General features: G+C 63.7%; 14 protein-coding genes. 10 read left to right on the top strand and 4 right to left on the bottom strand.

Going from position 1 to position 18,102, the window contains the following annotated elements:
* Positions 1-98: 98 nt before the first annotated feature.
* The 6 genes from KLP42_RS14415 (at position 99) to KLP42_RS14390 (ending at position 7,272) form a co-directional block, all read left to right on the top strand.
* On the top strand, positions 99-893 hold the full coding sequence (locus KLP42_RS14415; RefSeq protein ID WP_215567432.1) for a hypothetical protein: 795 nt from the start codon (positions 99-101) through the stop codon (positions 891-893).
* Between the two features lie 3 nt (positions 894-896).
* Positions 897-2,117, top strand: a complete 1,221-nt coding sequence (locus KLP42_RS14410; protein WP_215567431.1) for a YcaO-like family protein — start codon at positions 897-899, stop codon at positions 2,115-2,117.
* Entirely contained in the window at positions 2,114-2,827 is a 714-nt protein-coding gene (locus KLP42_RS14405) for a TfuA-like protein (RefSeq protein ID WP_215567430.1), read from the top strand. Before KLP42_RS14410 ends, KLP42_RS14405 begins: the two co-directional genes overlap by 4 nt.
* A 1-nt stretch (position 2,828) precedes the next feature.
* On the top strand, positions 2,829-3,998 hold the full coding sequence (locus KLP42_RS14400) for a hypothetical protein (protein ID WP_215567429.1): 1,170 nt from the start codon (positions 2,829-2,831) through the stop codon (positions 3,996-3,998).
* A 197-nt stretch (positions 3,999-4,195) separates the two neighbouring features.
* Complete coding sequence (locus KLP42_RS14395) at positions 4,196-5,197, top strand: GGDEF domain-containing protein (RefSeq protein WP_215567428.1); 1,002 nt, start codon at positions 4,196-4,198, stop codon at positions 5,195-5,197.
* 284 nt (positions 5,198-5,481) lie between these two features.
* Positions 5,482-7,272 (top strand): methyl-accepting chemotaxis protein, encoded by a 1,791-nt coding sequence (locus KLP42_RS14390; RefSeq protein ID WP_215567427.1) that lies wholly within the window; start codon positions 5,482-5,484, stop codon positions 7,270-7,272.
* A gap of 126 nt (positions 7,273-7,398) precedes the next feature.
* Here KLP42_RS14390 and KLP42_RS14385 read toward each other — a convergent pair whose 3' ends face one another.
* From KLP42_RS14385 to KLP42_RS14375, 3 genes are all read right to left on the bottom strand, one after another.
* On the bottom strand, positions 7,399-7,674 hold the full coding sequence (locus tag KLP42_RS14385; protein WP_215567426.1) for a hypothetical protein: 276 nt from the start codon (positions 7,672-7,674) through the stop codon (positions 7,399-7,401).
* 134 nt (positions 7,675-7,808) lie between these two features.
* Positions 7,809-8,003 (bottom strand): hypothetical protein, encoded by a 195-nt coding sequence (locus tag KLP42_RS14380; RefSeq protein ID WP_215567425.1) that lies wholly within the window; start codon positions 8,001-8,003, stop codon positions 7,809-7,811.
* 297 nt (positions 8,004-8,300) lie between these two features.
* Positions 8,301-8,540 carry a hypothetical protein gene (locus KLP42_RS14375; RefSeq protein WP_215567424.1) on the bottom strand — a complete coding sequence of 80 codons (240 nt, stop codon included), beginning with the start codon at positions 8,538-8,540 and terminating at the stop codon, positions 8,301-8,303.
* A gap of 423 nt (positions 8,541-8,963) precedes the next feature.
* On the opposite strand from KLP42_RS14375, the gene KLP42_RS14370 reads away from it, so the two are divergent.
* From KLP42_RS14370 to KLP42_RS14360, 3 genes are all read left to right on the top strand, one after another.
* The gene (locus tag KLP42_RS14370) at positions 8,964-9,164 is read left to right on the top strand and encodes a hypothetical protein (protein WP_215567423.1); all 201 of its coding nucleotides are present in this window, start codon (positions 8,964-8,966) and stop codon (positions 9,162-9,164) included.
* A 134-nt stretch (positions 9,165-9,298) separates the two neighbouring features.
* Positions 9,299-12,196 (top strand): hybrid sensor histidine kinase/response regulator, encoded by a 2,898-nt coding sequence (locus KLP42_RS14365; RefSeq protein ID WP_215567422.1) that lies wholly within the window; start codon positions 9,299-9,301, stop codon positions 12,194-12,196.
* 65 nt (positions 12,197-12,261) lie between these two features.
* Positions 12,262-12,825: a GNAT family N-acetyltransferase gene (locus KLP42_RS14360; protein WP_252193000.1), complete on the top strand. Its 564-nt coding sequence runs from the start codon at positions 12,262-12,264 to the stop codon at positions 12,823-12,825.
* Positions 12,826-12,900: 75 nt separating this feature from the next.
* Here the strand turns inward: KLP42_RS14360 and KLP42_RS14355 are convergent, their stop codons facing one another.
* Positions 12,901-14,148 carry an AGE family epimerase/isomerase gene (locus KLP42_RS14355; protein WP_215567420.1) on the bottom strand — a complete coding sequence of 416 codons (1,248 nt, stop codon included), beginning with the start codon at positions 14,146-14,148 and terminating at the stop codon, positions 12,901-12,903.
* Positions 14,149-14,316: 168 nt separating this feature from the next.
* Here KLP42_RS14355 and metH point away from each other — a divergent pair, with 168 nt between their 5' ends.
* Positions 14,317-18,090 (top strand): methionine synthase, encoded by a 3,774-nt coding sequence (gene metH, locus KLP42_RS14350; protein ID WP_215567419.1) that lies wholly within the window; start codon positions 14,317-14,319, stop codon positions 18,088-18,090.
* The last annotated feature ends 12 nt before the right edge of the window (positions 18,091-18,102 follow it).

Below are 18,102 nucleotides of genomic sequence, written 5' to 3'. Positions count from 1 at the left end.
TCGAAAGCTCTCTGTACAACCAGAAAAACCTGAGCAATGGTTGCATTCTGGCGAGGCTGCAAGCGCCGGCGCCGAGATCGAACCAGAGGGGAAGCATCATGTCGAAATCGCAGCTTTTCATCGTCGGCAAGCGGGGCTCCGGCGTGTTGTTCGTGCGCACCGAGCCTTTGCGCGTCTCGCTCGTTTCGCATGAGACGATTCTCGCCTATGAGGCCGGGCATCCGGGCATCGATGGCTATGCCAGGGTTGCGGCCGCGGCCAAGGCCATGCTGGTGCAAAACGATGGCGAGGCCGACAGTTTTGTCGACATGGCGGAGATGGAGGCTCTCGAAGCCCGCATGACGCAAGGAGAGCCTGTGCGGGAGGCCGACATCGCCATGGTTGGCGGCGTGGCTGACGAGGGCTGGGATTTCAATCGAGACATTACCACGCCGCTGGATGATGTGATGGTGGCGCTCGGCCCTCAGAACGGTCGTGCAACCAAGGCGGCTCCCGGCGCGGAACCGGCGGATATCGCCATGGTGGGCGGTGTCGGCGATGACGGCTGGGACTTCAACCGCCACATCAAGACCCCGCTGGAAAATGTCATGACCGCCCTGCAGCCGGAGGGTGCCAAAGCCGATATCGCCATGGTCGGTGGGGGCGTCGATGGCGGTTGGGATTTCAATCGCCACATCAAGACCCCACGGGATGATGTGATGACGGCGCTGGGGGGCGAGGTGGCCGGTTTGGACATCGCTGTCGTCGGTGACATTGTCGGGCAGGGCTGGGATACGAACCGGAAGGTGTATGCACCTGCCGGTGACCGGCAGGAGACTGTTGCCGCAGGGCTTGTTGCGCGGGGTGGCCTGCATCACGCCATCATGTCCGACGCGCCGAACACGATCCAGTAATCCATGCAGCAGGCAGGGCAGGCCGCAGCCGTCGCATCCGGCGGTTGCGAGGGCGGGCAGGTCGCTCCCGACAAGGGGGCGGCGCTGCTGGGGGATCGGGCGCGGCTGCGCCGGTTCGGGGTCACCCGTATCGGCGATGTCACGGGGCTCGATATCATCGGCGTGCCCGTCTGGTTTGCCGTGCGGCCGAATTCGCGCGGCCTCTCCGTTTCGCAGGGCAAGGGCCTGACGGAGCGGCAGGCGCAGCTTTCCGCCCTGATGGAAGCCATCGAAGGCGCTGTGGCAGAAGAGACGCAGCGCCATGTGGCCGCGCATGGCAGCTGGGCGGCCCTGCAGGCGCGCGGCGAACGCACGGTGCCGCTCGACAGGATCGCCCGCGTCAATCCCGATCATTTCGAGGCCGGCCGCGAGCGGGCCTGGGTGCGCGGGCTTTCCGCCCGCGACGGCGGCCCGGTTCTCGCCCCTTTCGAACTGGTCGGCATGGATTTCCGCGCCGATTTTCCCTGGGACCGCAAGGCGTTCCAGATGAGTTCACAGGGGCTCGCCGCCGGCTTCGATCATGACCACGTGGTGCTGCATGCCCTTCTGGAGCTGGTGGAGCACGATGCCTGCATCCTCATCGATACGTTCGAGACGCGCTCACTCGGTCTGCGCCCCTGGGCGCCGGCCGCCGGCCACCGTCCATCGCTCGACGGACTGATCGCCACGCTGTCGGCGGCGGGTCTTGCGGCGCGCTTTCTCGATGTCACGGCGTCGAACGGCGTACCCGTCATTCTGGCAAGCCTGGAGCGGCCGGTGATGTCGGCGAGCGGCCCCGGCTTTCGCCACGCCGCCGGCATGGCCTGCCGGCTCGATCCGCTGGCTGCCGCCGAGGCGGCGCTGCTCGAGGCCATCCAGTCGCGCCTCACCGATATCAGCGGCGCGCGCGACGATCTGGCGCCGGACCGCTATCTTCCCGATCTCGCCGGCCGGGCGCCGCCGGTCAGCGCAACACCCTCCGGCGCCGGCCCTCAACGGCTTGACCTTGAGGGGGAGGGGCCGCTCTGGCACCGGCTTGCCGCGCATCTCTTCCGCCATGGCGTGGAGGATGTCTATGTCTTTGCGCTGGAAACCGGCGATCCCGATATTCATGTGGTGCGCGTGCTGGCCGATGGGCTGTCTGCCGCCCATGGCGGGCTGAACCGCATGTCGCTGTCCACGCTCGACGGGTTCCTGAGACGATGACGCAAATCCCGCACACCGTGATCTTCGCCGGCCCCTCCGTGCATGGGCTGGATCCTTCGACCTTTCCCGGTCTTGTCTGGCGCGGTCCCGCCGCCTGCGGCGATCTTTTGCAGGCCGTGCAGCAGGGCGCGCGGGCGATCGGCCTGATCGATGGGCTCTATGGCGATTGCGCGGCCGTGTGGCACAAGGAAATCCTGTTTGCCCTGTCGCAGGGTGTCGCCGTCTACGGCGCGGCCAGCATGGGCGCGCTGCGCGCTGCCGAATGCGACCTGTTCGGCATGCAGGGTGTCGGCCAGATGTACGAGGCCTATCGCGATGGCCTGCGCGTTTCCGATGCGGATGTGGCGCTTTCCCATGCGCCGGCCGATCTCGATTACCGCCCGCTGACGCTGGCGCTGGTGGATGCGGAGGCGACGCTTGCGGCGCTCGCTCCTGATCTTGCACCGGCACGGCTCGCCCGGCTTCTGTCTGCGGCGCGTGCGCTGCATTTCTCCCGCCGCACCTGGCGGGCCGTGGCGCTGGCCGCCGGCGAGGGGGCTGATGTGGCGCAGGTCCTTGCCGAACGCACCGTCAGCCCGAAACAGGCCGATGCGCTGGCGCTGTTGACCCTGCTGCAGAACGAATGTTCTGCCGCGCCTCAGCCGGGCTGGCGGTTCCAGAACACGCTGTTCTTCCGCAGCCTTGCCATTCGCGTGGCGGGGCAGTGTTGAGATGGGCAGTCCGGTGAATGTCGGGCGGCAACAGGCAGATGCCGCGGGTCTGCCGGAGGGCGGTCTGCTGCCGGATTGCGGCGGCCTCATCCGTCGCATCGCCTTCTCGCTGCCGCCTGCCTTTCTGGAGGAGCGGCCGACGGAATGGTATCGTCCGCTGGTGCCGATCGGCAACCTTCTGCAGGCCTTGGCTGCCGACATTGAGGGGTTCGTGCTGGTGGAGCCGGAGGCGTGCGTGTCCGCCGAGGCCTGGATCGGCAGCCTGCGGCTTGACTGTCCGCTGCGCATCGTTCCCGTGGAAGGGCCGGCCCGCGCTCGCCAGAGCCCCTGGACGCAGGATCTGTTTCACGTTCGGGCGCCTGCCGTCGCCGATGGCCCCGGAACGATCCTGGCTCGGCCCGGCGCCCGCATCGGCCCGACGCTGGCGGCCGCGCTCGGCTGGCCGGTGGTCGATCCCGGTGTCGATCTCGATGGCGGCAACCAGCTGGTGGGGCCGGATTTCCGCGTGGTCGGCCGTTCGGCGGTGGCAGGAGACGCGTTTCCGCCGGGCGAGGGCGGGGCGGGCGCGGCCCTCCTGTCGCTCGATCAGCGCCCCGTACACCTCTTCGCCTATCGGGCCTCCGAACTGGACGGGGTGGCGGCGATGCCGGTTGCGGATCCGCACTCGCTGAAGGGCGTCTATCAATGCGGTTTCCATCTCGACCAGTATGTGACGGTGACCGGGCTTCGGCAGGCGGGGCGACCATTGCTGATCGTGGCCGAGGCGCAGATGGCCGATGCCGGCACGAGCCCGATGGTGGAGCAGATTGGTCGCCAGCTCGATGCCTCCGCCCGCCGGCTTGTTTCAGAGGGCTTTGCTGTCCGGCGCAATCCGGTGCCGTTCCGGGTGACCCCGGACAGCGGCAAGCGCCTGCCGCGCCTCTACAACAATCTGTTGCTGGAAAATGCGGTGCGTCCCGGCCATCACCGGCCGCTGGTCTTGCTGCCGCACTTCGCCGATGCGGAGCCGCTTGCCGCCTATGATGCTGCCAACCGGGCATTGTGGGAGGAGCTGGGCTTTGCGGTGGTGCCCGTGCATGGCTGGAGCCAGCTCGCCAGCCGCAATGGCGCGCTGCGCTGTGTCTCCAAAGTCGTGCAACGGCAGGCGTTCCAGATCGGGACAGAAATGTGACGCGCGCGTGACGCGGCGCGTGATGCATTGATCATCAGCAGCAATCTTGGTGCTTTTCGTCCGTCCGGACCGGATCCTGCAGGACGCAGGGACGTTGCGCCCGCAGCGTTTCCGCAAGGGGGCGCAAGCGTGGATTGGATCGTGGCCGGTCGTTCAGTCGTGCCGGCGAGGGGTGGCTGTCGAGTGTGGAGAGGGGTATGAAGCGGGTGTTCGAGCAGGCGGAAACGCAGGCCGTGGTTGGCTACCGCGAGCTTCATGCCGTGTTGAACCTGGCGCCGACCGCGCTGTTCTTCGCCTCCTTGCCGGATTTTTCCGTGCGTTTCGCCAATGCCGCATTTGCCGGCCGTTTCGGCGCGCTGGATGGCGGCTTTGCCTCCATCGACGAATGGCTGGCGGTTGCCTGTGCCAATCCGGAGCAGCGGCGGCGCGCCCGGGCCCTGTGGCAGGCGCTCTCCCAGGCGGATGCTTTCATAGGCTCTGCGCCGCCGGCCATGGAACTCGATCTTCGCTGTGCGGATGGCACCATCGTCACCACTCTGCACCGGGCCGTGATCGATCATCGTGAAGGCGTGGCGATTGCCTCTTTCGAAGATATTTCCCCGTGCAAGGCTGTCGAGCATGCCCTGCGCCGCGTGGCGCATGAGGATCCGCTGACCGAGCTTGCCAATCGCCGGGCGCTCACCGAGCGCTGGCAGGTCGAACTGCGCTGTATGGAGCGGCGCAAGGACACCATGCTGGCGCTGATCCTGCTCGATCTCGACCGTTTCAAGAGCGTCAACGACGACTTCGGGCACGACGCGGGCGATGAGGTGCTGAAGACGGTGGCAGGCCGGCTGAGGAATGCAGTGCCGCCAACGGCCATGGTCTGCCGCCTCGGGGGCGATGAATTCGCCGTGCTTGTGCCCGGGATGACGGATGAGCGGCAGGTGGAGCAACTGGCCGAGGACATCTGTCAGAGCCTGTCGCAGCCGCAATGCTGGAAGGGACATCAACTGGCCCTGGGGGTCAGCCTTGGCATGGGCTGCTATCCGCGTGACGCAGCTGATCTGCAGGGTCTGATGCGGCGAGCCGATGGGGCGCTCTACCGGAGAAAACGTGGCGGACGCGGTGGCTGGGCATGGTGCGGCCCGCCCGAAGTCCGGATCGGGGCGCCGGCGACTGGGGAAGTCGCTGCCTTGTCCCGCCTGCGCACCGTCTGAGGGCGGTTTTCGGGGGGGGTGGGCAGCGAGCGCGCAGAAACACCCCGGTCGCCGTGCGTTGCTGGCGGCGCGCCATATGAAGGGCGCCGCACCTTTCTGCGGCACCCCTTAATTCTCCATGACATATATTAGCATTCGATCCTTAACCCCGGCTTCAGCCTGCTGGCGGAAATCTGATTGCGAGGCTGCATCGGATTGGCGTGTCTCTGTTTGCGGTAAGGCTTCCTGCCATTCCCTGCTTCGGCTCCGGTGCGTGTCCAAGCCAACACGTGAAGGAGGACGGCATGCTGGACCTGATGAACAAGAGCAATCGCGCCCGGATGAGGGCGCTGGAGAATGTCTCCGCCAATATCATGATCGCGGATCCGCAACTGAAGATTCGCTACATGAATCAATCCGTTCGCGCCCTGCTGCAGGAGGCCGAAGCCGACCTGAAGAAGGAACTGCCGAGCTTCAGCGTCAGCACGCTGGTGGGCGCCACCATCGACGTGTTTCACAAGAACCCGCAGCACCAGCGCAACATGCTGGCGCGCCTCCAGTCGCAGCACAAGGCGACCATCTGGATCGGCAAGCGGGCCTTTGACCTGACCGTCACGCCGCTGAAGGAAGGCAGCAACCTGATCGGTTTTGCGGTGGAATGGTTCGATGCCAATGCCCGCCTGCAGAATGTCGACTTTCACAATCAGATGGCCGCGATCAGCCGCGTGCAGGCCGTCATCGAATTCACGCCGCAGGGCAAGGTGGTGACCGCCAACGAAAACTTCTGCAAGGTGTTCGGTTACCGGCTGGACGAGATCCAGGGCAAGGATCACGCCATGTTCGTCGAGCCCGCCTATGCGGCCAGCCCCGCCTACAAGCATTTCTGGGCGGAACTCAACGAGGGCCGCTTTCAGGCAGCGGAATTCACGCGCATCAGCAAGAGCGGCAAGCCGGTCTATATCAGTGCGTCCTACAACCCCATCTTCGATTCCAACGGCAAGGTGACCAAGGTCGTGAAGTTCGCGACCGACGTGACGGACCGCGTCAAGGCTGTCGGGCGCATTGGCCAGGGCCTCAAGAAACTGGCCGAGGGCGATCTCTCCTGTTCCATCGACAAACCCTTCGCCCCGGATTTCGAGCCGCTGCGCGAGAATTTCAACGAGGCATTGAGGCAGCTGGGCGCGACCCTTCGTGCCGTCGCGCAATCCACGCAGGAGATCGATACGGGCACGCTGGAAATCAGCCGCAGCGCGCAGGATCTTTCCAAGCGCACCGAGCAGCAGGCCGCGTCGCTGGAAGAAACCGCCGCGGCACTCGACCAGATCACCACCAACGTCACCAACTCCTCCCAGCGCGCCGATGAGGCCAAGGCGGCCGCCGCGACGGCCAATTCCAGCGCAGTCAGTTCCGCCCGGGTTGTGGCCGACGCCGTCAGCGCCATGGCTCGCATCGAGGCCTCGTCCGGCCAGATCTCCAACATCATCGGCGTGATCGATGAAATTGCCTTCCAGACCAACCTGCTGGCACTGAATGCCGGTGTCGAGGCGGCCCGCGCCGGCGAGGCCGGCAAGGGGTTTGCCGTCGTCGCCCAGGAAGTGCGCGAGCTTGCCCAGCGTTCCGCCGCAGCGGCTAAGGAGATCAAGGGGCTGATCCAGAACTCGTCGATCGAGGTCGAAAGCGGCGTGCGCCTCGTCAGCGAGACCGGTCAGGTGCTGAAGGCGATCGAGCAGAACATCTCGGCGGTCAACGAGCGGATCGAGGCTATTGCCAACGCTGCCAAGGAGCAGTCGCTCGCTCTGGCAGAAGTCAATTCCGCCATCAACCAGATGGACCAGATGACGCAGCAGAACGCCGCCATGGTCGAGGAGTCGAATGCGGCAAGCGCCTCTCTTGCCAATGAAACCTCGGCGCTGCGCGAACTGCTCGGCCGCTTCGCCTTCGGCGGGCAGGGCGGGTCCGCCTTCAGCGCCACTGCGCGCGCAAGCGCCCAGCCTGCCGCGCCGAGAGCGTCCCAGCGCTCACGTCCCGCCTCCGCCCGACCGGCGCTCGCTGTCAGCGGCGCCAATGCGCTCAAGGAGGACTGGGAGGAGTTCTGATCCCCCGAACGGAGGCATCCAGTCGAATATCAGGAAGTACCAAAATGAAACGGCTCGCGACAAATTTGTCGCGAGCCGCTTGCGTTATGCCTCGGGTCGTGCCAAAAACAGACAGAGCGTGATGCGTCAGGCCGACGCGCTGACAAGCGTGAGGGTGACGGTTTCGCCGGAAGAGCCGGTCGGAATCTGGTCTTCGATCAGGTCTCGGGCAAGGTCGAAAACTCCGGACGGATCGTCGTCGGCGTTTTCGTCAAGCGCGTCCATGGCGTTGAGATAGATGTTCTTCTCGTCTTCCTGGGAGAGAACGCCCTTCTGGACGAGAGTGCCGATCAGCGATGTCAGCAGGGCGGCCGACGACAAGGCGCTGGCCGATGCGCACAGAAGTTCAGTGTCCGTCTTCATGATTTTGTCCCCGTACAAATCAATAGCAATAGTGTGTCAGGTCCCTGGCTGAAAGGGAAGTGGTCACGCGCTCGCAAGGCCGCAGATTGGCGCCTAATGTGTCCGATTGTTGCTGGTCTTGCGTCTTTCTGCAATCATGGATTGCTTTTCTGGGCGTTCTCGGACGTCTTCTGATAGGTTTCGAGCAGTTCCGCCGCCAGCATGGCTGCTTCCGCGCTGTCTCTTGCCAGATTGCGGCTTGCGAGTTCCGCGTCAAAAACCCGCTGAAGATGCTTCAATTCGTCGGGCGTGAAGACGCCGCCTGTGAGACCGCCTGCGTGCTTGATCATCAAGTTCATCCCGAAGCATTGTTCTGGAGACTCCGCCTCATGCGGAGGTTGCCTCTGTCGCGCCGAAGACTCGCGCCTGGCCGCTGAGCCCGGTCGGCGCGGCAAGACTACAGCCTGCGCCAGACCTGTCGCGCACCGGCTGCTCTGCCGGTTAGCAAGATGTGGCTGCGGACGATGATCTGTATCGTTTCGGGACGCCCGGTTATGGGGCGGTCATCTCTGCGCGCACGGCGACTGGTAAAGGCCGGGCAGGGTCGCGGCCTGGTGCTGTTGCCACAGGCAGGCGGGACCTGCCGGTCAGTTGCCGGGGCGGGAAGCCTTCGCCGGTCGTGAGGAAGCTGCCAGCGACAGGTCGAGGCGCCGATAGAAGTCTTCCGCCCGTTGCCGGCGCAGATGCAGTTCCAGGCGTTCCACCTCCGCGCGCCGGGTCGCTGCCAGAAGCGCTTCCAGATCCCGGCTCTCGACGCCATCGGCCTTCATCAGCAGGGCAATCAGCGGGTCTGCCGTCATGTCATTGAGGGTCAGGTCGCCTTCCATCGTCGTTTCCTCCGCAGATGCCTGCAGAATGTCGGCGGATTGCGACATAAATGCAGGTGCCGAGGCGGCTGCCCGAAAATTTCCATGGCGCGTTCCGCTGTGAATTCTTCTGCGCGCCGATGCACAGGAGCCGGATGGCACCTCGGCAAATCCCTTGAGCGGCAACCGTCTGCCGATATATCGGGCCTATGGACAGCCTGTGGAAAAGCTGTGGACGAGCCTGTAGGCAACGGGTCGACGTTGCGGATCTGTTCCGCTTTGTTCCATCCCTTTGGCCGGACTGCTGAGGCCGGCTGTGGAAAACCCGCCCGGTTCTCTCTGCGAGGCTTTTCAGGCGGATACATGGTTAATTTCTTAAGGTCTTGCGGTTTTCATGGAACGCAGGCGCCGCCCGTTCGTTATCGGCACCGACAGGAGGGCATCATGGTATTTCGCTTGATCGAACAGTTCCGCCGGCAGGATGAGGTGACCGAGGCCACAGGCACCTATGCCGATGGGGCGTTCCCCGCCCTATCCCAGGCGCTGCGCGAGGCGGGAGAGTTGCAGCCGCGCCTGCGCAATTCCTACGAGCGGGATCTTGCCACGGCGAGACGCCTCGCGGAAGCACTGCCCGTTTTTCACTGATTGGGCGTCGATCCTGATCCGCATCGAATGCAGTGTGGAATGCAGCGAGCGGTTTCCCATGGCCAGCGCCATTGCCTTCGGCCGTTGCCGCGCTACATCTCGTCCGTTTACAGGGCAGTGGCGTGGGGCATCGCATGTTTCGAAGGACTGGGCTTTCCGGGCTCGATCTTGATCACCTCTTCAATCTTTCTCCCAATCCGTATGTGATCCTCGACCGCGACCTGGTGATGGTGGGCATGAACGATGCCTATGTTGCCGTCACCATGCAGACGCGCGAGGCGCTCGTCGGACGCAAGATGTTCGACGTTTTTCCAAGCGACCCTCAATCGCCGCATGGACGCCTGCTGCGCCAGTCCTTCGCCAAGGTGCTGCAGTCGGCGCGGGTCGATCACCTGCCGCTCATTCCCTATCCGATCGCCAAGCCGGACGGCTCCCTGGAGGAGCGCTTCTGGAGCGCCACCCATACCCCGATCCTTGCAGAGGATGGCCGCGTGCGGCTGATTCTGCAGCATACCGTGGACGTGACGGAACTGCACATGCTGCGGCAGGCTGCGCCGACCACGGCCTGGAAGATCGAAACGGATGTGATGCGCCGGGCCGATGCCGTACAGGGCGAAAACCTGGCGCTGGGACAGGAACGGGAATATCTGCGCAGCCTCTTCGAGCAGGCTCCCGGTTTCATGGCGGTGCTGCGCGGCCCGCAGCACGTGTTCGAGATTGCCAATGCCGCCTATCTTTCGCTTGTCGGCCGCGGTCACCTGATCGGCAGGCCGGTGCGCGAGGCGCTGCCGGATGTGGATGGTCAGGGTTTCTTCGAGCTTCTGGATCAGGTCTATCGCAGCGGCGAGGCCTACAGTGCACACGGCGCGCAGATCTCTCTGCAACGCAGCCACGGCAGCGAGATGGAGGACCGCTTCATCGACTTCATCTATCAGCCGCTGCGCGATGCAACGGGCGCGGTCACCGGCATCTTCGTGCAGGGGCATGACGTGACCGAACTGAGGCGGGCGCAGGAGGCAGCAAGCGAAAGCGAAGATCGCTTCCGCATGCTGGCACAGTCCCTGCCGAACCATGTCTGGACGGCAACCGCCGATGGCGGCATGGACTGGGTCAACCATGCCATGCGTGATTACTCCGGCGTTCCGGATGAAGCGGAGGATCTGGGTCGCATCCGCGAACTGATCCATCCGGATGACCGCCCGCGGATTGTCGAGGCCTGGGGCAATTCGGTGACGCATGGCGAGGCCTTTCATGCCGAAATGCGCCTGCGCTGCACCGAGGGCAATTATCGCTGGTTTCTCAGCCGGGCAGTTCCCATCCGCAATGCGAGGGGGGATATCGTCCGCTGGGTCGGCACCAATACCGATATCGAAGAGCAGAAAAAGACCGTCAGCCGGCTCGAAAATCTGGCAACCACGCTGGAAAGCCGGGTAGAGGAACGCACGGCCGAACTGTTGCGCACGCAGGAGGTGCTGCGCCAGAGCCAGAAGATGGAAGCCATCGGCAATCTGGCGGGCGGCATCGCGCATGACTTCAACAATCTGCTGCAGGTCATCACCGGAAACCTGCAATTGCTCGCGAAGGACATTGCCGGCAACGAGGCAGCCGAGCGGCGGCTTGGCAGCGCGCTTTCCGGCGCCTCGCGCGGCGCGCGGCTTGCCTCGCAGCTTCTGTCGTTCGGCCGGCGTCAGCCGCTGGCGCCGAAGGTGCTCAATCTCGGCCGACTGGTGCGGGAAATGGATCACCTGATCCGTCGCAGTCTCGGCGAGGCGATCGAGATCGATACCATTGTCGGTGGCGGTCTGTGGAACACCCAGGTCGATCCGTCCAATGTCGAGAATGCGCTTCTCAATCTGGCGATCAATGCGCGCGATGCGATGGAAGGGCGCGGCCGGCTGACCATTGAGCTTGGCAATGCCTATCTTGATGATCGCTATGCCCAGAATGCCTTCGACGTCGAGCCGGGGCAATATGTGATGCTGGCGGTCAGCGATACCGGCTGCGGCATGCCGCCGGAAGTGCTGGCGCGCGCCTTCGATCCCTTTTTCACCACCAAGCCGGAGGGTAAGGGCACCGGTCTCGGCCTGTCGATGGTCTATGGCTTCGTCAAGCAATCGGGCGGCCACATCAATATCTACAGCGAGCTTGGCAGCGGCACGACTGTGCGCATCTATCTGCCGCGATCCATGGAGGCCGAGGACATGCTGGCCGAGGATTCCGGCGGTCCCGTCGCCGGCGGTTCGGAAACCATTCTGGTTGTCGAGGATGACGAGGCGGTGCGTGACATCACCGTCAGCCTGCTCAGCGAACTCGGCTACAAGGTGCTGAAGGCGCGCGATGCCGACAGCGGTCTGGCCATCATCGAAAGCGGCGTGCCGATCGATCTGCTGTTCACCGACGTGGTGATGCCCGGGCGCCTGAAGAGCAGCGAGCTTGCCCGCAAGGCCAAGGAGCGACGGCCGGATATCGAGGTGCTGTTCACCTCCGGCTACACGGAGAACTCCATCGTGCATGGCGGCCGGCTGGATCCGGGCGTCAACCTGCTGAGCAAGCCCTATGCGCGCGAAACGCTGGCCCGCAAGATCCGCATGCTGCTCGACAGGGCGCGGGAACGGGGGGCGTCTCACGAGGTTGCTGCCGTGCCGACGGGGCAGGGCAGCGGACCGCCGCCTTCGATCCGGGTGCTGCTGTGTGAGGATGAAGCGCTGATCCGCATCTCGACGGCCGACTATCTGCAGGATTTCGGCATGACCGTGGTGGAGGCCGGGTCCGCGCGCGAGGCGCTGGACGCCGTCGATGGGGCGGCGATCGACATTCTGGTGACCGATGTGCACCTGCCGGACATGAACGGCCTCGATCTTCTGCGGCGCATGCGCGAAAGCCATCCGGACCTGCCGGTCATCTTTGCAACCGGCGATATGCATGTGCCGGGATCGGAGGGGCTTACAAAGGCCACGCTGGTGACAAAGCCCTATGATTACGACGTGCTGGCGCGGCGCATCCGTGAGATGGTGGGCGATATCCGTCGTTGACATGCCCCCATGTCTCGCCAAAGTCACTGGCGGGAACCGGTTTCATGAGGGAAAGGCAGATCTTGATGTTCAGGCCGAGTTTTGATCCGCAGCCGAGCCTTGATGGCATGTCCGTCTCTATCCGGCCGCTCCGGCGCGATGATTGGGACGGGCTGTTTGCTGCTGCCGGCCATCCCGCCGTCTGGGCCGGCCATCCGGCCAGCGATCGCTACACGCGCGAAAAATTCGAACCGTATTTCGGGCTTCTGCTGGAAAGCGGCGGAACCGTTGCCGTCATCGACAGGGCGAGGGACACGATCATCGGCTGTTCGCGCTATTACCTGGCGCCGGACCGTGAGGACAGCCTGTCCATCGGCTATACATTCATCAACCATGAATACTGGGGCGGGCGCACCAATTTCGAGCTGAAGCGGCTGATGCTCGATCATGCCTTCGCGCATTATGACGAGGTGTGGTTCCACATCGCGCCTACCAATATACGCTCACAGAAGGCGGTGGCAAAGCTTGGCGCGGAAAACATGTACGAGACGGTGCTGAACCTCTCCGGCGTGCCGGCGCCGGGCTTCTGTTTCCGCCTTGGCAAGAACGCCTGGCTTCTGCACCGCAAGATGCTCGAAACTTCCGCGTGAGAAGAGGCGGCAAGTCGGGCTTGCCACCTGCTGGAGGGTTACCACCGGCGCAAAGGCCGGTGGCCTGAACCTCCCTTAAAGGGCCGCGCCGTGCTCCTGGATGACCTTGGTCAGGCTGCCATGCGCGGGAAACAGCGGGATCAGGCAGGCCTGGAAGGCGTGGTAGATATCGCCCTTGCCGGGAAACAGCGTGTTGGCCGGAACGAGATCCTCGGTGGTTTCCTCGAACCAGCCGCCGTTCTGGCGGTCGAGGAAGTGGGCGGCAATCGTCGACCAGATGGTGCGATAGCTCTCCTCGTGGAAGGCGCTCGGCACATGCGCGTTGAGGAAGTGCGCGGCACCGGCCGCTTCGCACATCGGCCACCAGAGCTTGCTTTTCTTCTCCGGCACGTCCTGCCAGTCGAGCGTATAGAAGAAGCCGCCCTTCTCCTTGTCCCAGCCGAGCGTCATCGAGCGTTCGAACAGGGCTTCGGCCGCCTCCGGCATCCAGGCATGCGTCTTGCCGCCGAGCGCATAAAGCTGCAGCAGCAGGCGAGCCCATTCGAGCCAATGGCCCGGCGTGGTGCCGGCCGGGCGGAACATCTCGTTCGGATGGTAGTAGCTGCGATCGACCACCCATTCCTCGGAAAAGTGTTCGGCGACGCGAAAACCTTCTTCGCGGGCGCGGCGGTTGATCAGGAGATCGGCAATGCTTTCCGCCTTCTCGAGGTAATGACGCTCGCCGGTCGCTTCGAAGGCGGCCATCAGGCTTTCGGTCAGGTGCATGTTGGAATTCTGGCCGCGATAGCCGGGCACCGGCTGCCAGTCCGCCGAAAACTCCTCTGCAATGGCGCCGTGGCGCTCCTCCCAGAATTTCGTCTCGATCACCTCGGTGATATCGGCCAGCATCTTGTCGGCCAGCGGATGGCCGATCACCTTGGCGGAAGACGCGGCGAGCAGAACGAAGGCATGGCCATAACCCTGTTTCGAGGCATCGGCGGCGCCGTCATCATTGGCCTGCCAGAAATAACCGCCATGCGTCTGGTCGCGGTGCTTTTCCCAGAGATAGCGCATGCCGTGATCCACCACATCGGCCGCACCCGGACGACCGAGCAGGTCGGCGATTGCGAAACAATGCACCATGCGGGCGCTGGCATGGATGCCGCGCGCCGGGTTGTTTTTGTCGAGGGCCACGCCCGTCCGATCAAGATCGTAGAAGCCGCCCTTCGGGTTGATGGCGCGGTACTGGAAGAAATCCATCAGGCCTTCCGCCTGGGCAAGAAGCCAGTGGCGATGGTAGGGGCGGTCTGCCCAAAGCGAGGGAAGCGGTCCGGCGGCGTTCATGCGAGCTCCGAAACTTGGAATGGCAACGGAACATGCCTATACCGGTCCCGGGAGAGACTGTCATGACCGTTTGCGGGCGATAGCGTTCTCCCATGTCGAATATTGACATAAAGATATCTTTATGTGATTAAACCTGATCTGCCATCCAAGCCCCCGAGGAGAGTGCCTGTGTTCGATCATCTGTTTGGTCCCGAAGGAGCGGCGCGCAACGGTCACGAGATCTTCGAGGCGCTGGCGAAGGCGGCGCGCGAACGCATTCTCATTCTCGACGGCGCCATGGGCACGCAGATCCAGGGGCTCGGCTTCGACGAGGATCATTTCCGCGGCGACCGTTTCATCGGCTGCGCCTGTCACCAGCAGGGCAATAACGACCTTCTGATCCTCACCCAGCCGCAGGCGATCGAAGACATCCATTACCGTTACGCCATGGCGGGTGCGGATATCATCGAGACGAACACCTTTTCCTCGACCCGCATCGCCCAGGCCGATTACCAGATGGAAGAGGCCGTCTACGATCTCAACCGCGAGGGCGCGCAGGTGGTGCGCCGGGCAATCGAGCGGGCCATGCGCGAGGACGGCAAACGCCGTTTCGTCGCCGGCGCCATCGGCCCGACCAACCGCACCGCCTCCATCTCGCCGGATGTCAACAATCCCGGCTACCGCGCTGTTTCCTTTGACGATCTGAGGCTTGCCTATGCCGAGCAGATCGACGGCCTGATCGATGGCGGTGCCGATATCATCCTGATCGAGACGATCTTCGACACGCTGAATGCCAAGGCGGCGATCTTTGCCTGCGAGGAACGTTTTGCGGCGAAGGGCATCCGCCTGCCGGTGATGATTTCCGGGACGATCACCGATCTTTCCGGCCGCACGCTCTCCGGTCAGACGCCGACGGCGTTCTGGAATTCGGTGCGCCACGCCAACCCGTTTACGATCGGCTTCAACTGCGCGCTCGGTGCCGATGCCATGCGTCCGCATCTGCAGGAAGTGTCGGGCATTGCCGATACCTTCGTTTGCGCCTATCCGAACGCCGGCCTGCCGAACGAGTTCGGCCAGTACGACCAGTTGCCGGACGACATGGCGCGTCAGGTGCGCGAATTCGCCAAGGAAGGACTGGTCAACGTGGTGGGCGGCTGTTGCGGCTCGACGCCGGAGCATATCCGCGCCATTGCCGAAACGGTGAAGGAATTTGCCCCGCGCCAGGTGCCGGAACATCGCCCCTTCATGTCGCTTTCGGGTCTTGAGCCCTTCGAACTGACCAAGGACATTCCCTTCGTCAATGTCGGTGAGCGCACGAACGTCACGGGTTCTGCCAAATTCCGCAAGCTGATCACGGCGGCCGACTACACATCGGCACTTGCCGTTGCCCGCGATCAGGTGGAAAACGGGGCACAGATCATCGACATCAACATGGACGAGGGCCTGATCGATTCCGGCCGCGCCATGGTGGAATTTCTCAACCTGATTGCCGCAGAACCTGACATCGCCCGCGTGCCGGTGATGATCGACAGCTCCAAGTTCGAGATCATCGAGGCGGGCCTGAAATGCGTGCAGGGCAAGGCGGTGGTGAACTCCATCTCGCTGAAGGAAGGCGAGGAGAATTTCATCCGCCAGGCAACGCTGATCCGCCGGTTCGGTGCCGCCGTCGTGGTCATGGCCTTTGACGAGCAGGGGCAGGCGGATACCTATCAGCGCAAGGTCGAGATCTGCCGGCGCGCCTACAAGATCCTGACCGAACAGGCGGGTTTCCCGCCGGAAGACATCATCTTCGATCCGAACATCTTTGCCGTGGCAACCGGCATCGAGGAACACGACAATTACGGCGTCGATTTCATCGAAGCCACGCGCACCATCCGCCAGGAAATGCCGCTGGTGCATATTTCCGGCGGGGTCTCGAACCTCTCCTTCTCCTTCCGCGGCAACGAGCCGGTGCGGGAAGCCATGCATGCGGTGTTCCTCTATCACTGCATCCAGGCCGGCATGGACATGGGCATCGTGAATGCCGGCCAGCTGGCGATCTATGAGAACATCGATCCGGAGCTGCGCGAGGCCTGCGAGGACGTGGTGCTGAATCGCCGCAAGGATGGCACCGAGCGCTTGCTGGCGGTGGCCGAGCGCTTCCGCGGCGTGGCCGGCAAGGAAGCCAAGGCGCAGGATCTGTCCTGGCGCGAATGGCCGGTGGAAAAGCGGCTGTCGCACGCGCTCGTCAACGGCATCACCGAATATATCGAGGCCGATACGGAAGAGGCACGTCTTCAAGCAGAGCGTCCGCTGCACGTCATCGAAGGCCCGCTGATGGCCGGCATGAACGTGGTCGGCGATCTTTTCGGCTCCGGCAAGATGTTCCTGCCACAGGTGGTGAAATCCGCCCGCGTGATGAAGCAGGCGGTGGCGGTGCTGCTTCCTTACATGGAAGAGGAAAAGCGTCTCAACGGCGGCGAGGAAAAACAGGCGGCCGGCAAGGTGCTGATGGCGACCGTGAAGGGCGACGTGCACGATATCGGCAAGAACATCGTCGGCGTGGTTCTCGCCTGCAACAATTACGAGATCATCGATCTCGGTGTCATGGTGCCGGCAACCAAGATCCTCGAAGTGGCGAAGGAACAGAAGGTCGATGTGATCGGGCTGTCCGGCCTCATCACGCCGTCGCTCGACGAGATGGTGCATGTGGCGGCCGAAATGGAGCGTCAGGGTTTTGACGTGCCGCTGCTGATCGGTGGCGCAACGACGAGCCGCGTGCATACGGCGGTGAAGATCCATCCGCAATACAAGGCGGGGCAGGCGGTCTATGTCACCGATGCCAGCCGCGCCGTTGGCGTCGTCTCGAACCTGCTCGCCGAAGGTGGCCGCGAGGCCTATGTCGAGGGCATTCGCGCCGAATATGCCAAGGTGGCAGCCGCCCATGCGCGCGCCGAAGCCGAAAAGGTGCGCCTGCCGATTTCCCGCGCCCGTGCCAATGCCCACAAGGTGGATTGGGCCGCCTATCAGCCGGTGAAGCCGAGTTTCCTCGGCACGAAGGTGTTTGACGACTATTCGCTGGAAGATCTGGTGCGCTACATCGACTGGACGCCCTTCTTCCAGACCTGGGAACTGAAGGGCCGTTATCCGGCGATCCTGGAGGACGAGAAGCAGGGCGAGGCGGCCCGCCAGCTTTATGCCGATGCGCAGGCGATGCTGACAAAGATCGTCGCGGAAAAGTGGTTCCGGCCGCGCGCCGTGATCGGCTTCTGGCCGGCGAACGCGGTGGGGGACGACATTCGCCTGTTCACCGACGAGAGCCGCGCGGAAGATCTGGCGACCTTCTTCACGCTGCGTCAGCAGCTGTCGAAGCGCGATGGTCGGCCGAATGTGGCGTTGAGCGATTTCGTCGCGCCGGTCGAAAGCGGCAAGGTGGATTATGTCGGCGGCTTCGTCGTTACCGCCGGTATAGAGGAAGTGGCGATTACCGAACGCTTCGAGCGGGCCAACGACGATTATTCCTCGATCATGGTCAAGGCGCTGGCCGACCGGTTTGCCGAAGCCTTTGCCGAGCGCATGCACGAACAGGTGCGCCGCGAGTATTGGGGCTATGCCAAGGATGAAAGTTTTTCCAACGAGGAGCTGGTCTCGGAAGCCTATGCCGGCATCCGCCCGGCGCCCGGTTACCCCGCCCAGCCCGATCACACCGAAAAACGGACGCTGTTCGACCTGCTGAAGGCCGAAGAAACGACCGGCGTGGTTCTGACGGAAAGTTATGCCATGTGGCCCGGCTCCTCCGTCTCCGGCCTCTATATCGGCCATCCGGAGAGCTATTATTTTGGCGTGGCCAAGGTGGAGCGCGACCAGGTGGAAGACTATGCCCGCCGCAAGGGCATGGAGATCCCGGAAATCGAACGCTGGCTGGGGCCGGTGCTGAACTATGTGCCGGGCAATGGTGAGGAGAAGGTCGACGACGCGGCGTGAGGGGGATACCCT

Origin of the sequence: Rhizobium sp. CSW-27 (assembly GCF_018760785.1) — a bacterium.
Taxonomy (GTDB): Bacteria; Pseudomonadota; Alphaproteobacteria; order Rhizobiales; family Rhizobiaceae; genus Neorhizobium.
The sequence above is the reverse complement of the archived record's forward strand: the minus strand, read 5'-3'. Positions and strand labels throughout refer to the sequence as shown.

Coding starts and splice junctions, on each gene's coding strand:
- KLP42_RS14415 (WP_215567432.1), top strand. CDS start 99: ATGTCGAAATCGCAGCTTTTCATCGTCGGCAAGCGGGGCTCCGGCGTG.
- KLP42_RS14375 (WP_215567424.1), bottom strand. CDS start 8,540: ATGGAAGGCGACCTGACCCTCAATGACATGACGGCAGACCCGCTGATT.
- KLP42_RS14360 (WP_252193000.1), top strand. CDS start 12,262: ATGTTCAGGCCGAGTTTTGATCCGCAGCCGAGCCTTGATGGCATGTCC.
- KLP42_RS14390 (WP_215567427.1), top strand. CDS start 5,482: ATGCTGGACCTGATGAACAAGAGCAATCGCGCCCGGATGAGGGCGCTG.
- KLP42_RS14385 (WP_215567426.1), bottom strand. CDS start 7,674: ATGAAGACGGACACTGAACTTCTGTGCGCATCGGCCAGCGCCTTGTCG.
- KLP42_RS14405 (WP_215567430.1), top strand. CDS start 2,114: ATGACGCAAATCCCGCACACCGTGATCTTCGCCGGCCCCTCCGTGCAT.
- KLP42_RS14370 (WP_215567423.1), top strand. CDS start 8,964: ATGGTATTTCGCTTGATCGAACAGTTCCGCCGGCAGGATGAGGTGACC.
- KLP42_RS14355 (WP_215567420.1), bottom strand. CDS start 14,148: ATGAACGCCGCCGGACCGCTTCCCTCGCTTTGGGCAGACCGCCCCTAC.
- KLP42_RS14400 (WP_215567429.1), top strand. CDS start 2,829: ATGGGCAGTCCGGTGAATGTCGGGCGGCAACAGGCAGATGCCGCGGGT.
- KLP42_RS14410 (WP_215567431.1), top strand. CDS start 897: ATGCAGCAGGCAGGGCAGGCCGCAGCCGTCGCATCCGGCGGTTGCGAG.
- KLP42_RS14380 (WP_215567425.1), bottom strand. CDS start 8,003: ATGATCAAGCACGCAGGCGGTCTCACAGGCGGCGTCTTCACGCCCGAC.
- KLP42_RS14365 (WP_215567422.1), top strand. CDS start 9,299: ATGTTTCGAAGGACTGGGCTTTCCGGGCTCGATCTTGATCACCTCTTC.
- KLP42_RS14395 (WP_215567428.1), top strand. CDS start 4,196: ATGAAGCGGGTGTTCGAGCAGGCGGAAACGCAGGCCGTGGTTGGCTAC.